Source organism: Mesorhizobium sp. WSM4871, from assembly GCF_055811295.1.
Genome location: NZ_JBVVPU010000008.1, coordinates 292,616 through 305,732, shown reverse-complemented (window position 1 = coordinate 305,732; position 13,117 = coordinate 292,616). Strand labels below are relative to the sequence as shown.

13 protein-coding genes are annotated in these 13,117 nt (G+C 63.4%); 5 read left to right on the top strand and 8 right to left on the bottom strand.

Annotation, left to right across the window (positions count from 1 at the left end; all coding sequences use genetic code 11):
* Nucleotides 1-3: 3 nt before the first annotated feature.
* The 3 genes from AC0L2H_RS18635 to AC0L2H_RS18625 all read right to left on the bottom strand — a co-directional run bounded on the left by AC0L2H_RS18635 (nucleotide 4) and on the right by AC0L2H_RS18625 (nucleotide 1,851).
* The gene (locus AC0L2H_RS18635) at nucleotides 4-948 is read right to left on the bottom strand and encodes an LLM class flavin-dependent oxidoreductase (RefSeq protein ID WP_473591576.1); all 945 of its coding nucleotides are present in this window, start codon (nucleotides 946-948) and stop codon (nucleotides 4-6) included.
* A 176-nt stretch (nucleotides 949-1,124) separates the two neighbouring features.
* Entirely contained in the window at nucleotides 1,125-1,280 is a 156-nt protein-coding gene (locus AC0L2H_RS18630) for a hypothetical protein (RefSeq protein ID WP_473591575.1), read from the bottom strand.
* Nucleotides 1,281-1,440: 160 nt separating this feature from the next.
* Nucleotides 1,441-1,851, bottom strand: a complete 411-nt coding sequence (locus AC0L2H_RS18625; protein WP_473591574.1) for a hypothetical protein — start codon at nucleotides 1,849-1,851, stop codon at nucleotides 1,441-1,443.
* 221 nt (nucleotides 1,852-2,072) lie between these two features.
* On the opposite strand from AC0L2H_RS18625, the gene AC0L2H_RS18620 reads away from it, so the two are divergent.
* Entirely contained in the window at nucleotides 2,073-4,184 is a 2,112-nt protein-coding gene (locus AC0L2H_RS18620; protein ID WP_473591573.1) for a DUF294 nucleotidyltransferase-like domain-containing protein, read from the top strand.
* 64 nt (nucleotides 4,185-4,248) lie between these two features.
* Here AC0L2H_RS18620 and AC0L2H_RS18615 read toward each other — a convergent pair whose 3' ends face one another.
* Nucleotides 4,249-4,881, bottom strand: a complete 633-nt coding sequence (locus AC0L2H_RS18615; protein ID WP_473591572.1) for a hypothetical protein — start codon at nucleotides 4,879-4,881, stop codon at nucleotides 4,249-4,251.
* 268 nt (nucleotides 4,882-5,149) lie between these two features.
* On the opposite strand from AC0L2H_RS18615, the gene AC0L2H_RS18610 reads away from it, so the two are divergent.
* From AC0L2H_RS18610 to AC0L2H_RS18595, 4 genes are all read left to right on the top strand, one after another.
* Nucleotides 5,150-5,404, top strand: a complete 255-nt coding sequence (locus AC0L2H_RS18610) for a DUF4212 domain-containing protein (protein ID WP_473591571.1) — start codon at nucleotides 5,150-5,152, stop codon at nucleotides 5,402-5,404.
* Between the two features lie 14 nt (nucleotides 5,405-5,418).
* Complete coding sequence (locus AC0L2H_RS18605) at nucleotides 5,419-7,407, top strand: sodium:solute symporter family protein (protein WP_473591570.1); 1,989 nt, start codon at nucleotides 5,419-5,421, stop codon at nucleotides 7,405-7,407.
* Between the two features lie 108 nt (nucleotides 7,408-7,515).
* Nucleotides 7,516-7,824: a hypothetical protein gene (locus AC0L2H_RS18600; protein WP_473591569.1), complete on the top strand. Its 309-nt coding sequence runs from the start codon at nucleotides 7,516-7,518 to the stop codon at nucleotides 7,822-7,824.
* Between the two features lie 4 nt (nucleotides 7,825-7,828).
* Nucleotides 7,829-8,146, top strand: a complete 318-nt coding sequence (locus AC0L2H_RS18595; RefSeq protein WP_473591568.1) for a hypothetical protein — start codon at nucleotides 7,829-7,831, stop codon at nucleotides 8,144-8,146.
* A 73-nt stretch (nucleotides 8,147-8,219) separates the two neighbouring features.
* On the opposite strand, the gene AC0L2H_RS18590 is transcribed toward AC0L2H_RS18595, so the two are convergent.
* The 4 genes from AC0L2H_RS18590 to AC0L2H_RS18575 form a co-directional block, all read right to left on the bottom strand.
* A complete protein-coding gene (locus AC0L2H_RS18590) occupies nucleotides 8,220-9,164 on the bottom strand; it encodes an ABC transporter permease (RefSeq protein WP_473591567.1) in 945 nt (314 codons plus the stop codon).
* A complete protein-coding gene (locus tag AC0L2H_RS18585; RefSeq protein WP_473591566.1) occupies nucleotides 9,161-10,216 on the bottom strand; it encodes an ABC transporter permease in 1,056 nt (351 codons plus the stop codon). The genes AC0L2H_RS18590 and AC0L2H_RS18585 overlap by 4 nt, the downstream gene beginning before the upstream one ends.
* Nucleotides 10,216-11,736: an ABC transporter ATP-binding protein gene (locus AC0L2H_RS18580; RefSeq protein ID WP_473591565.1), complete on the bottom strand. Its 1,521-nt coding sequence runs from the start codon at nucleotides 11,734-11,736 to the stop codon at nucleotides 10,216-10,218. The genes AC0L2H_RS18585 and AC0L2H_RS18580 overlap by 1 nt, the downstream gene beginning before the upstream one ends.
* 217 nt (nucleotides 11,737-11,953) lie before the next feature.
* A complete protein-coding gene (locus AC0L2H_RS18575; protein WP_473591563.1) occupies nucleotides 11,954-12,985 on the bottom strand; it encodes a BMP family protein in 1,032 nt (343 codons plus the stop codon).
* Between the last annotated feature and the right edge of the window lie 132 nt (nucleotides 12,986-13,117).

Below are 13,117 nucleotides of genomic sequence, written 5' to 3'. Positions count from 1 at the left end.
GCGTCAGGAGGGAGCGCATGCTTCTCCTGTCACGCGCGAGGCAAACGCCCCAGGCTGCGGCACATCGGCCTCGCGACGCGCCAGCGAATTGCGCAGGAGCGCGATCGTTTCACGGGCGGCGAACGCGATCTCGCGCGGCCTGTCGACGCCGACAATCATGAACTCCTGGATACCCAAAGCCGCGTAAGGCAGCAGTGCCAGCGCCACCTGCGCCGGCGGCCCGGCGATCTCGACCGCCTTTTGGCAGGCGGCGGTATTGCCATGCGAACCAAACCGGACGGGAAGCGCAAAGCGCAATTTGCCGGCCCGGCCATGTTCGGCGGCGGCGCTGCGCACCCGGTCGATCAACTGCCGGATCTCGTCGAGCGAGCCTGGCGTCAGCTCGAAGACATCGGCATGCCGTCCCGCGACGTTGAGCGCGGTTCCGGACTGACCGCCCATGCGGATGGTCACGTCGGCGCCGTGCGGTCCCTTCCGGGGCACATAGCCGGCCTTGACGCTGTAGAAGGCGCCTTCATGGTCGAAGGGCCGGTCGTTCGACCACAGCCGCTTCAAAAGCACCAGATACTCGTCGGTGCGCTGCCAGACGACGGTGTGACCGACCGGGCGCGTCTCGGCATCGTCGTCGCTCAGCGGCTCGCTCAGCATCCTGAGCGACAGCCGCCCGCCGCTTTTGGCGTCGAGGGCCGCCAGTTGCCGCGCTGCCACGGTCGGCTCGATCACGCCAGCCCAGTGGGAAAGAACCACCTCCAGCGACGAGGTGCGACCCAGCGCCTGGGCGGCAAGATCCATATTGGTCAACAGCCCTGCCGGATCGTCGACGACGATCTTGCGGAATCCGGCATCCTCGATCAGCGACAGCTTTGTCGCGGTTTCGACGAAATCGTAGAAAAAGCTGACGTCGGCAGGGTGTGTTTTACCGGGAACATGCGTGAACTCGATCGGCATTGCCATCTCCTCCATCACGTTGGAACACGGGCATCACGTTGGAAACATGGGCACTCACGTTGAGTGATGGGCGCACGAAAGCGCTCCGGCATTCGGCTCATTCAACTCCGGCATTTCTGAAAGCGGCTATTTCTGAAACGGTCAGCCGCTGACCGAGGGGATCAGACCCTCAAAAATCAGGGAATCAGACCCAGAACGACTGCCCCGGTGAACACGAACGCAAGGACAAAGACGAGATAGGCAAAAGCGCCCGCATAGGCCGGACGAAAGGTCTGCGCATTGGCCAGCCTTTGGCCGCCACGATCAGTCTGAGCGTTCTGGATATAGGACATGTCGAACCTCCGTCTCGCCATTAATCTATAAAATTAGTAGACTTTGTCGAGTGCTATTTTTGGGCGGACATTGGAATAATGTACTCAAAATACGCAATAAATTAGTCCGGCGTTTCGCTTGGCATGGAGCATAGCATCGCCGCGCAAGCGGGCAGCGATGTTACGGGACAAGCAGTCTCCTGTCGCTGGGCGGCACGTAGCCTTCCATGCCGAACAGCATCAGGACGAGCGACACCAGGAAGAAACCGACCGCCACACCGAGCGCAATCCGGGCATAGAGTTTGTAGACGTCGCTCAAGACGGTGCCGAACACCCGTCGTGCCGAGCCGTCGGCCGGGCGCGATTTCTCGTCGAGATAAAGCCACACTTCGGTGTGTTTGGGATTCTTGATGCCTGCGGTCATGGCTTTCCACATCAGTGCCAGTGCCATGGCCAGCGTAAGGAACGCGCCGGAGCGAAAGGCGGATACCGGATTGAAGGAGAAGCCGATCATGACACAGCCGATGGCAAGCGATCCGAACATCACGGCGCGCCCAATGCACTCCATAGCGACCCGCCTGATCTCGTCCATCGGCTGCCTCGGCAACAAACTGGCCAAGAATGTGCGAGCCCTTCGACCATATCAAATCACTTTAAGGCGAATGGACATGCCGGCGCAGCTTCGGCTGACCCGGCGCATCGTTGCGAACGCCATAGCCCGAAATTCAGCCGTCGACGCGGCCTGCCGGCGCGCCCTATGCTGCGGGACATCCGGCAGGAGAAGGCTTTTCGGCCATGTCGAAGGGGATGGGGATGAAACGGGCGACCGGCGCGACACCACTGATTGCCATAGCGGCTGCGGCCGTCGACACCGAAACAACCGGGCTCGACGCCACAAAGGCACGCGTGGTCCAGATTGGCGCAATCGGCATCGCGCATGGCAAGGTCGTCCAGGAATCTCGGTTCAATCTCCTCATCCATCCTGGTCAAGCAATCCCGCCTGAGGCCTCGCGCGTCCACGGCATCACGGATGCCGATGTTGAGGGAGCCGGGAGCTTCCTGGATGCGTGGGCGCCATTCCAGGAGTTCGTTGGAGACCGCATCCTCGTCGGCCACTCGATCGGCTTCGACCTGGCGGTATTGAAACGCGAATGCCAACGCGCCCGTCTGCCATGGAAAAAGCCTCGGTCGCTGTGCGTCCGGCTTCTGGCAACCATAGCAAATCCCGATCTGGCGGACCATTCGCTGGACATGATCGCCGCCTGGCTTCGCCTGGAGATAGCTGGCCGCCATACGGCACTGGGCGATGCGATCGCGGCGGGAGACATCTTTGCCGCGTTGATTCCGGAATTGCGCAAGCGCAACATCCGAACGCTCGGAGAAGCCGAGGTCGCCTGCCTTGCCCTTTCGCACGCCCTCGAAGCCGGCCATCGCGCCGGCTGGGTCGAGCCGGTGTCGCGACCCCAGGCTCCCGCGTTTCAGCCGGTCGATCCATATGCCTATCGCCATCGCGTCGGCAGCCTTATGAGCGGCCCGCCAGTCGTGGTGAAATCGGCCAAACCGACCAGGCAGGTCATCGACCTCATGGTCAGGCGCAAGATCAGCTCGGTCCTCGTGTCCGACCGAGGAGTGCCGGACCAACCGGTCGTGGAATACGGCATCGTTACCGAGCGCGATCTGCTGCGCCGCATATCGTCCGACGCCGAGCGCGTTTTTGACCTGCCGATCGGAAGCATCGCAACGCGACCGCTGATAAGCATCCGCGCCGCTGCATTCGCCTATCGGGCGATCGGGCGCATGGATCGGCTGAAAGTTCGCCACCTCGCCGTCCGCGACGAGGTGGGCATGCTGGTCGGCATGCTTTCGGCGCGCGACCTGCTGAGGCTGCGCGCCACCGCGGCCATCAATCTCGACGACACGATCGAGCATGCCAAGGACGTCGCCGAATTGGCGGCCGCCTGGTCGATGCTGCCGGGGGTCACGCGTTCGCTCATCGGCGAGGAGATCGACCCGCGCGTGGTGGCGGAAATCATCAGCGAGGAACTTTGCTCCCTTACGCGCCGCGCCGCCGTGCTTGCGGAACAACAGATGCTGGTCGAAGGCCACGGCCCGCCGCCCTGTGCCTACGCCGTGCTCGTGCTCGGCTCCGGCGGCCGTGGCGAAAGCCTGATGGCGCCCGATCAGGACAACGCCATCGTCTTTGCACATGGCGAGCCGGACGGGCCGGAAGACGGCTGGTTCAAAAATCTCGGCGCCAAGCTCGCCGACATGCTCGACATCTCCGGAGTGCCGTATTGCAAAGGCGGGGTAATGGCCGCGAACGCGGCATTCCGCGGAAGCCTCGACACCTGGAAGGGGCGCGTCGAGGATTGGGTACGCCGCCTACGGCCGGAGGACCTCCTCAACGTCGATATCGTCTACGACCTGAGGCCGGTTCACGGCGACATGACGCTGGCCACGCGGTTCATCGACCATGCGTATGACCGCGGCCACGCCGAGCCGGTGTTCGCGAAGCTTCTCGGCGAGCAGATAGCAGCCGGCAATCCCTTCACTCTTTTTGGCGGCTTTCAGCTTGAAAATGGCCGGCTGGACATCAAGAAGCATGGCCTTTTTCCTATCGTTGCGACCGCTCGCACTCTTGCAATCCGCCACGGCATCCGCGAGCGGAGCACACGTGCCCGGTTCGAGAAACTGATCGCGCTGGGCATTGGCGGCGAGCGCGACATCAAGGCAATGCTGGCTGGCCATACCATGCTGATCGGGCTGCTGCTTGGTCAGCAGACGCATGACATCTACGCTGGCATTCCTGCTTCCAACCGCATCGCGATCGACGCCCTTACGCGCGAGCAGCAGGCAGAGCTCAAGCGCCTCATCAAGCGCCTTCAGTCAGCACCCGACCTGGTGCGGGACCTGATGTTCGCATAACCGGCGACGTTCGCACGGTGCAAGGCCGAAGGGGAACCTTGGATTTCGGAGGGCAGGAACAAATTCAGATGCGCGCGGCGCCAAGCAGTTCGTCGGCCAGGGCGCTGCGGTCAGCCTGCTCAAGGAAGTCCTCATGCGCGCGCAGCAGATTCATTCTCAGGAAGTTGAAAATGTAGTCGTAGTCGTTGGTCAGGAGATTGGGATGGATCGGGACCATCTCGAAAACGGTCCGCGCCAGCGGCTCGGGGATTTCGCGCACCGGCCGCGGCGGACCGATCTGCGTGGCGGCGAGGCGCTGGCGTGTAAGCTCGGCGGCGTCCTCCCAGAAAGTGGGGGGCGAGCCCTCCGGAACGGCATATCTGGAGAAGCTCGCCAGGGCTATTTTTTCCAGCGCCGCCGGCAGGTCTCGCTGGCGCAAGCCGGCAGGTTCACGCAGCGCACCCTCTACCATCTCCGCCACGATGGCGTAGCACGCGGGATAGGCGCGCCAGCGCGAATGGTTAAGCGCCGTCTGGAACTCCTTCTCGCTGAACAGCTTCTGCCAGTAGACCCCTGCCCTGACGCGGCAGAACTCGACTATGCTTTTCTGCGCCAGGAAGGCGGCGCGCGAATCCATGAAGTCAGCCAGCTCGCCAACACTGCCGATCGGCTGCGGCTTGCGCAGGAACTCGGGCAATAGGTTGTTCAGCAGGCTCATGGCGCGCTCCCTTCGGTTTTGTTTCCAACCGACATTGACCGTTTAGCCTTCGCGACACCGCGCCGCCAGTCAACTCTCACCGATTCTAAAGTCGTATGAACAGCGGCAACAAGAAGTGTTACCTCTATAAAGTTACGGTCGGCTGATTCTATACCTGGCCGCAACATTTGCCGGAGGACTTCCGCGTCAGCGGAAGAGGCAAGCTTTAAACGGCGCCTTGCGGTCGAGACGGTTCGCAAGCTGCCCAACCAAGGGAGGGTTCAACGCTATGGCGACGCCAGACCGCGTAAGTTATTGGAACAGGACCAGGAGCCTCATGTTCGTCATGTTGGGCCTATGGATGTTCTTCGGCTACATCATCCACATGTTCGTGGAGCAACTCAACACCATCGTCATTTTTGGCTTTCCGCTCGGCTTCTACATGGCCGCTCAGGGTTCGCTCATAGCTTTCGTCGTCATGCTGTTCTGGTTCGCCCGCAAGCAAAACAGCATCGACGAAGAGCATAACGTCGCTGAAGATTGATCGGGGGAACTTCAATGGCTAACACGACAGCTACCACGGCAGGCGGAGGCGACTTCACCTCCAATCTCGGCCGCATCTACGGCATTTACACCGGCGGCTTCATTGCCTTCATCATCCTGATGGCGATCATAAGCGCAATGGGCGTCCCGAACAGAATCATCGGCTATCTGTTCGTGGCGTTCACGATCACAATCTACGCCGTCATCGGCATTCTCAGCCGCACCATGCAGGTCGGCGAGTACTACGTGGCCGGGCGCCGGGTTCCGGCGATCTACAACGGCATGGCGACCGGCGCCGACTGGATGTCCGGCGCGTCCTTCGTCGGCATGGCCGGCACGCTCTATCTGCTCGGCTATGACGGCCTCGCCTTCGTGCTGGGCTGGACCGGCGGCTACGTGCTCGTGGCCATTCTCGTTGCGCCCTATCTGCGCAAATTCGGCGCCTACACGGTTCCAGACTTCCTGTCGGCGCGCTATGGCGGCAATCTGGCGCGCTTCATCGGCGTGATCGTGCTGTTCTCCTGCTCTTTCACGTATGTGGTGGCGCAGATCTATGCGACCGGCATCATCTCGGCACGCTTCCTCGGCCTCGACTTCAACGTCGCAGTCTATGTCGGCCTTGCCGGCATCCTGGTCTGCTCGATGCTGGGCGGCATGCGCGCCGTCACCTGGACGCAGGTTGCGCAGTACATCGTGCTCATCATCGCCTACCTGATCCCCGCCATATGGATGTCCACCGTGAAAACCGGCGTGCCGATCCCGCAGTTGATGCAGGGGCAGGCGCTCGCGAGCATCACCGCGCTTGAAACGGCGCAGAACATCGCGACGCATCACATCACGCCGTTCGTTCATGGCGGCTACAATGCGCTCAACTACTTCCTGCTTATTCTCTGCCTGATGGTCGGAACCGCGTCGCTGCCGCACGTCCTGATGCGATATTTCACCACCCCGTCGGTGCGTGAAGCGCGTGTCTCGGTCGCCTGGTCGCTGCTGTTCATCTTCATCCTCTACTTCACGGCGCCGGCCTACGCGGCGTTCGCCAAATGGACGATGCTCGACCTGGTGGCATCGGGCCTGACGCCCGAAAACATCAGTGAGAAAGCCGGATGGATGATGCGCTGGGCGGCGGCCGACGGCACGCTCGTACAGATCTGCGGCAAGGCTGCCATTGACGCCGCGGCGATCGCAGCTGCCTGCGCCGAAAAGGGTGTGACGGCACTTTCCTTCGCCGATATCAACCTCAACGCCGACATGATCGTGCTGGCCACGCCCGAAATGGCCGGCATGCCTTACGTCATCTCGGGCCTCGTCGCCGCCGGCGGCCTTGCCGCCGCGCTTTCCACGGCGGATGGCCTGCTGCTGGCCATCGCCAACGCGCTCAGCCACGACATCTACTACAAGATGATCGACCAGAATGCTCCGACCGCCCGCCGTCTGGTGGTATCGCGTATTTTGCTCGTGCTCGTGGCCATCGCCGCCGCCTATGTGGCGTCGACCAAGCCGGGCGACATCCTCGCCATGGTGTCATGGGCATTCTCGCTTGCCGCCGCGGGTTTGTTCCCCGCGTTGGTGCTCGGCGTCTGGTGGAAGCGCACGAACTCCGCCGGCGCCGTCGCGGGCATGATCGCCGGTTTCGGCATCTGCCTGTATTATTTGCTCGGTACCCGATACGGTGCAGTGGGCTTCTACGAAACGTGGAGTGGCCTGTCCGCGGCACCGGCTGACGCCATTGCGAAGTATGCGGAGCTGAAGACGGCCTGGGCTTCTGCGGCTCCGGACGCGCAAGCGGCTGCATGGGCAGCGCTCGACAAGCACGCCCAGACCATCGCCAACTGGTGGGGCGTCAAGAACCTGTCGGCCGCCGCGTTTGGCCTGCCTGTCGGCTTCCTGGTCATGATCGTTGTCTCCAGGCTGACCAGGGAACCATCTGCGGCAATGCAGGAGTTCATCGAGGAACTGCGCATACCGCGCGGCAAGCAGATGATGGAAGAAAAGACCGCCTGATCCCGCGCAGGGATCGGCGCTCGAGGCGGGGTCCGGCGACGGACCCCGCTTTCATTTCGGGGGCGCCGCTGTCATAACGCGGCGGCGCCGCTCCTTGGAAAATTCCACATGAACGATTTCTGGTCCTACTGGTATTTCCACATACCGAATTTCATCCTTGCCGCCGCGATGTACACGATGATGGGGCGACTTCTGCTCGGCCTCTTCGTGCCCGAAAGCTGGGACAACTACATCTGGCGCTTCTTCAAGAGCGTCACCGACCCGATCCTGCGGATGGTGCGAACCATCACGCCGTCGATCCTGACCCAGCCGGTGGTGATCGTCTTCAGCGTGCTCTGGCTTATGGCCTTGCGCGTCGGCTATCTCGCCTTGCTGATCAATTTCGGCATTGCGCCGATGGCTTCACAAGGGGGTTGAGGCAATGGACAGAAACGCTCTTGTGCCTGTCATGGCGGTCGCCATCGTCAACGGTATCTTTTCGCCGTGGGTGCTGATGGTATTCCTGCTCTATCCGGTCTGGTATCCGGGCTGGGCGCCTCCCTCAAGTCAGATCGTTTACATGGCAAGTGCGTTGATCCTGTCGACGGTGACCATCATGCTCGCCGGTGTGCCGGCGGCCCTTTATGAGCGCTGGTCGGCGCAGCCCAGTAGCATCGTCGTCTCGTCTATCTGGCTTGCCGGTACGGTTTTGCTGACGCTGCCGGCGCTGCCGAATGTGATGCGGGCGCTTAGCGGCTGAGAATTCCGGTCGGATCGTCAACCCGGCGGTAGCTGGTCGAGAGGTAACTGTCCATCGGCATTTCGCTGGGCTGTCAACGTTCTTCCCGGCGAAACGGCTTGAGTAGTGCCGAAGGCGCGACGGCATTGCGCGACATCACCGCCATCGCAACGATGGTGAAGATGAAGGGCAGCATCAGGAATGCCTCGTAGGGGATGTGGCCAAGCCCGCTCGCCTGCATGCGCAACTGCAAGGCGTCGACAAAGGCGAACAGCAGCGCCGCCCCCGCCGAGCGCCACGGATCCCAGCGGCCGAACACGACGAGCGCGATCGCCACCCAGCCGCGACCCGACACGACGCCGAAGGTGAAGGCGTTGAACTGCGCCATCGACAGGAAGGCGCCGGCCAGCCCCATCAGGGCGCCGCCCAGAATGACCGCCTGGAAGCGCGTCGCAATCACGCTGACCCCGGCCGAGTCGGCGGCACGGGGATTCTCGCCGACCATGCGCACCGACAGGCCCCATGGCGTGCGGTAGAGCACGAAGGCGGCCAGCGGAATGGCCAGCATCGCCATGTAGACCAGCGCCAACTGGTTGAACACCGCCGGCCCGAGCACCGGGATATCGGAGAGGAGCGGGATCGGCAGCGTAGCGAAACCCTTGATGTTGGGCGGCACCGATTGCTGGCCGAAGATCAGCCGGTAGAGGAAATAGGCGAGACCCGATGAGAACAACGTCACGCCGATGCCGCAGACATGCTGGCTGAGGCCAAGCGCCACCGTGAACAGCGCATGCAGCGCGCCCATCAGCATGCCGGTCAGCACCGCCGCCAGCACGCCGAGCCACAGGCTGCCGCTGAGGCTGGTCGCCGTAAAACCGGTCATCGCCGACAACAGCATGATGCCCTCGATGCCGAGATTGAGCACGCCGGCCCGCTCGGAGAACATTTCGCCGAGCGTCGCGAAAGCCAGCGGCGTGGCGATGCGGATGATGGCGGCGAGGAAGCCGACCTGAAAAATCTGTTCCAGCACCACGCTCATCGGGCCACCCCGACGCGGCGGATGCGGTAGGCCGTGAACAGCAGCGCCACCAGCATGGCGAGCAACGCCGTGCCCTGGATAACGTCGCTGAGGAAGGCCGGGACACCTGTCGCCCGCGACATCGCCTCGGCCCCGGTCATCACGGCGGCAAGGAAGATCGCCGCCGGCACCACGCCGAGCGGATTGAGCCTGGCCAGCATGGCGACGACGATGCCGGAATAGCCATAGCCCGGCGAGATGTCGCTCATCACCTGGAAATGCACGCCGCCGACCTCGCCGACGCCGGCCAGCCCGGCGAGCGCGCCGGATAACAGCGCCGTCGAGAGCAGCACGCGCTCGACATTGATGCCGCCATAGCGCGCCGCTTCCGGGTTCTCGCCGGTGACCCTGATCCTGAAGCCGAGCGTCGTGCGTGCGATCAGGAACCAGATCAGGGGTGCCGCGATCAATGCCGCCAGCACGCCCAGATGCAGGCGTGTACCTTCCATCAGCACCGGGAAGTTTGCCGAATCCTCGATCGGCGGCGAGATCGGGTAGCCGCTGAATGTATCCTTCCACGGTCCCTCGATCAGCGCCATCAGCGCGTAGAAGATGACCGAGTTGAGCAGCAGCGAGCTGACCACGTCGTCGACCTTGAACTTCACCCGCAGCGTTGCCGGGACCAGGGCAACCGCGGCGCCGGCGGCCGCACCCGCCACCGCCATCAAAAACATGGCGAGCGGCCCCGGCATCGGGATGGCGCCGACCGCGCAACTCGCCACCGCGCCGGCAAGCAATTGCCCCTCGGCGCCGATGTTCCAGAATTTGGCGCGAAAGGCGACGGCCACCGCAAGCCCGGTGAAGATCATCGGTGTTGCCCGCACCAGCGTTTCGGTGATGGCGTAGCTGTCGCCGAGCGAGGCGGTAAACATCACGCCATAGGCCTCGATCACGCCGGCGCCGGCCAGCGCGATGAGACCGCTGCACAGGATAAGCGTCGCCGCGATCGCCAGCAGCGGCAGCGCCAGATTGAACCATGCGGGCGTGCTGGTGCGGGCTTCAAGGCGGAACATCACGCTGCCTCCTCGACCTGCCCGGCCCCGGTCATCAGCAGGCCGAGCCGCGCGATCGTGGCGTCGACGCTGTCGAGCGTGCCGGCGATGCGCCCCTCATACATCACGGCAATGCGGTCGCAGAGCATCAGCAGCTCTTCGAGATCCTCGCCGATGACGATGATGCCGCAGCCCTTTGCCCGCATGTCGAGGAATTTCTCATGGATGAAACGGGCGGCGCCGATGTCGAGGCCACGCGTCGGCTGCGACACGATCAGCACTTGTGGGTCGAAAGCGAGTTCTCGCGCCAGCAGCGCTTTCTGCAGATTGCCGCCGGACAGCGCCCCGGCGCGTGTCATAGGCCCGGGACAGCGAATGTCGTAGGCCTTGATCTGCGCCTCGGCGAAGGCACGGATCGCATCGGGCTTGAGCAGCCCCTTGCGGCTGAACGCCTCCGTGCCGATGCGTGGCAGCACCATGGAATCGGCAAGCGGCAGGTTGGTAACCAGCCCCGTCGTCATGCGGTCTTCCGGGATGCGGCCGAGGCCGAGCGTCTGCACCGCGCGCGGCGAGAATTGCGAGACCGCTTTGCCGGCTATCGTCATCCGTCCGGCATCGGGCGCGGCCACGCCGGAAATCACCTCGGCAAGCGCCCGCTGGCCGTTGCCCGAGACACCGGCAATGCCGAGGATTTCGCCGGCACGGACGAAGAGCGAGACGTCCCGCAGCGCCGTCCCCGAATGACGCGAGGTCGAGATGCCCTCGAGGGTCAGCACCGCTGCACCTGGCGTCGACGGTCCCCTTGCCGGCGGAACGATCTCGTGGCCGCACATCAACCGCGCCATCTCCGAGGACGTCGTGTTGGCCGGATCATCGACACGTCCCGCGACGCGCCCGTGCCTGAGCACGACGCAGCGATGCGTCAGCGCCCGGACTTCGTTGAGCTTATGCGAGATGAAGATGATGCCGAGGCCCTGGGCGGCCATGGACCGCAACGCCGCAAACAGCCCGTCGACCTCGGTCGGCGCCAGCACCGCCGTCGGCTCGTCCAGGATCAGGAGCCTGGCGCCGCGAAACAGCGCCTTGACGATTTCCAGCCGCTGTTGTTCGCCGACCGACAGCGCCGCAACCGGAAGATCGGGATCGAGCGTCAGCCCGTGCTGCCGGCCGATCTCGGCCAGCCGCGCCAGCCCGCCGGCACGATCGATCCGGCCTGACTTGCCCGGAATGCCTATCAGCAGGTTTTCCAGCACCGACAGCCGTGGCGCCAGGTGAAAATGCTGGTGCACCATGCCGATGCCGGCGGCAAGCGCATCGGCCGAGCTGTTGATCGTCACCGGCCGGCCCTCGATCAGGATCTCGCCGGCATCCGGCGCATAGGCGCCGAACAGCACGTTCATCAGCGTCGTCTTGCCGGCGCCGTTCTCGCCAAGCAGCCCAAGAATTTCGCCCGGCGCCACGCTGAGATCGACGGCCTCGTTCGCCTTGACGGCGCCGAAGCTCTTGGTGATGCCGCGCATTTCGATGAGGGGGGCGGACAAGGGTGCTCCTGAACTGTGAGGGCGTGTCAGGCGCACCCCCCTCTGGCCTGCCGGCCATCTCCCCCTCAAGGGGGGAGATCAGATGTCACGCTGGCTTTCGCCAATCTCCAGCCGCGAAAGATATAGCTGGCGGTGAAGCTGCCAATCTCCCCCCTTGAGGGGGAGATGCCCGGCAGGGCAGAGGGGGGGTGCGACAAGCGCTACCTTCAAAAAAACCTCAATCCGAGACCGGCGTATTCTCATCCACGTCGACGCGGAAATTGCCGTCCAGAATCTCGGCCTTCTTCTTCTCGACCAGTTCCTTGACGTCCGCCGGCAGCGTCTTGTCGAACTTGTGGTACGGCGCCAGAGAGGAGCCCCCCTTGGCCATGCGCGAGAAATCGCCGTAATCCTGCGCCGTGAAGACGCCGGCCTTGACCAGCTTGATCGCCTGCTCGACCGTCGGATACATGTCCCAGACCGGCCCGGTGATCACCGTGTCAGGACCGAGGCTCGACTGGTCGGACATGTTGGAGATGGCGAGGATCTTCTTCTCTACCGCCGCTTCGATGACACCGAAGCGCTCGGCATAGATCACGTCGACGCCGGCGTCGATCTGGGCGATCGCGGCCTCCTTGGCCTTGGGCGGATCGAAGAAGGAGCCGATGAAGGCGACCTTCTTCTTGATGTTGGGATTGACCTCCCTGGCGCCGGCAAAGAAGGCGTTGACCAGCCGGTTGACCTCGGGAATGCCCATCGCCGCCACGGCGCCGACCGTACCGCTCTTCGACATCTTGCCGGCAATCAGGCCGGAGAGATAGGCCGGCTCGTGGATCCAGTTGTCGAAGACGCCGAAATTCGGCTCCGCCGGTCCGGCGCCGGAGCCGAACAGCCACGCGACCTTCGGGAACTGCTTGGCGGTCCTGCGCGATTCGCGCTCGGCCGCGAAGGCGTCGCCCAGCACCAGCTCATAGCCGCCTTGCGCATATTCACGCATGACGCGGCTGAAATCCGCCGTCTGCACCTTCTCCGACCATTTGTATTCGATACCGAGTTCCTTCTCGGCCCTCTGCAGGGCTACATGGATCTGGTGGTCCCATGGCTCCTCGATCGGCGTGGCGAAGATCGCCGCCACCTTCAGCTTCTTGTCCTGCGACCAGGCCTTGCCCGGCAGCATGGCCGCCGCCAGGCCGAGCGCGCCCAGCTCCAGCACATTGCGTCGCGAAAACCCTTCGCGTTTCAATTGGAATCTGCTCTTCCCGTTTTCCATTCTCATACCCCTCTGTTCGACAGCCATGTCGAGCCGGCTGTTCGCTAGATTTTCGAAGACGGGGAACTATGGAACGGCGCCGGACTTTTGTCCACATGGTCAAATTTGATCGAGAGAGCCGCCGCTCATGAT

Coding starts and splice junctions, on each gene's coding strand:
- AC0L2H_RS18635 (WP_473591576.1), bottom strand. CDS start 948: ATGCCGATCGAGTTCACGCATGTTCCCGGTAAAACACACCCTGCCGAC.
- AC0L2H_RS18630 (WP_473591575.1), bottom strand. CDS start 1,280: ATGTCCTATATCCAGAACGCTCAGACTGATCGTGGCGGCCAAAGGCTG.
- AC0L2H_RS18625 (WP_473591574.1), bottom strand. CDS start 1,851: ATGGACGAGATCAGGCGGGTCGCTATGGAGTGCATTGGGCGCGCCGTG.
- AC0L2H_RS18620 (WP_473591573.1), top strand. CDS start 2,073: ATGAAACGGGCGACCGGCGCGACACCACTGATTGCCATAGCGGCTGCG.
- AC0L2H_RS18615 (WP_473591572.1), bottom strand. CDS start 4,881: ATGAGCCTGCTGAACAACCTATTGCCCGAGTTCCTGCGCAAGCCGCAG.
- AC0L2H_RS18610 (WP_473591571.1), top strand. CDS start 5,150: ATGGCGACGCCAGACCGCGTAAGTTATTGGAACAGGACCAGGAGCCTC.
- AC0L2H_RS18605 (WP_473591570.1), top strand. CDS start 5,419: ATGGCTAACACGACAGCTACCACGGCAGGCGGAGGCGACTTCACCTCC.
- AC0L2H_RS18600 (WP_473591569.1), top strand. CDS start 7,516: ATGAACGATTTCTGGTCCTACTGGTATTTCCACATACCGAATTTCATC.
- AC0L2H_RS18595 (WP_473591568.1), top strand. CDS start 7,829: ATGGACAGAAACGCTCTTGTGCCTGTCATGGCGGTCGCCATCGTCAAC.
- AC0L2H_RS18590 (WP_473591567.1), bottom strand. CDS start 9,164: ATGAGCGTGGTGCTGGAACAGATTTTTCAGGTCGGCTTCCTCGCCGCC.
- AC0L2H_RS18585 (WP_473591566.1), bottom strand. CDS start 10,216: ATGTTCCGCCTTGAAGCCCGCACCAGCACGCCCGCATGGTTCAATCTG.
- AC0L2H_RS18575 (WP_473591563.1), bottom strand. CDS start 12,985: ATGGAAAACGGGAAGAGCAGATTCCAATTGAAACGCGAAGGGTTTTCG.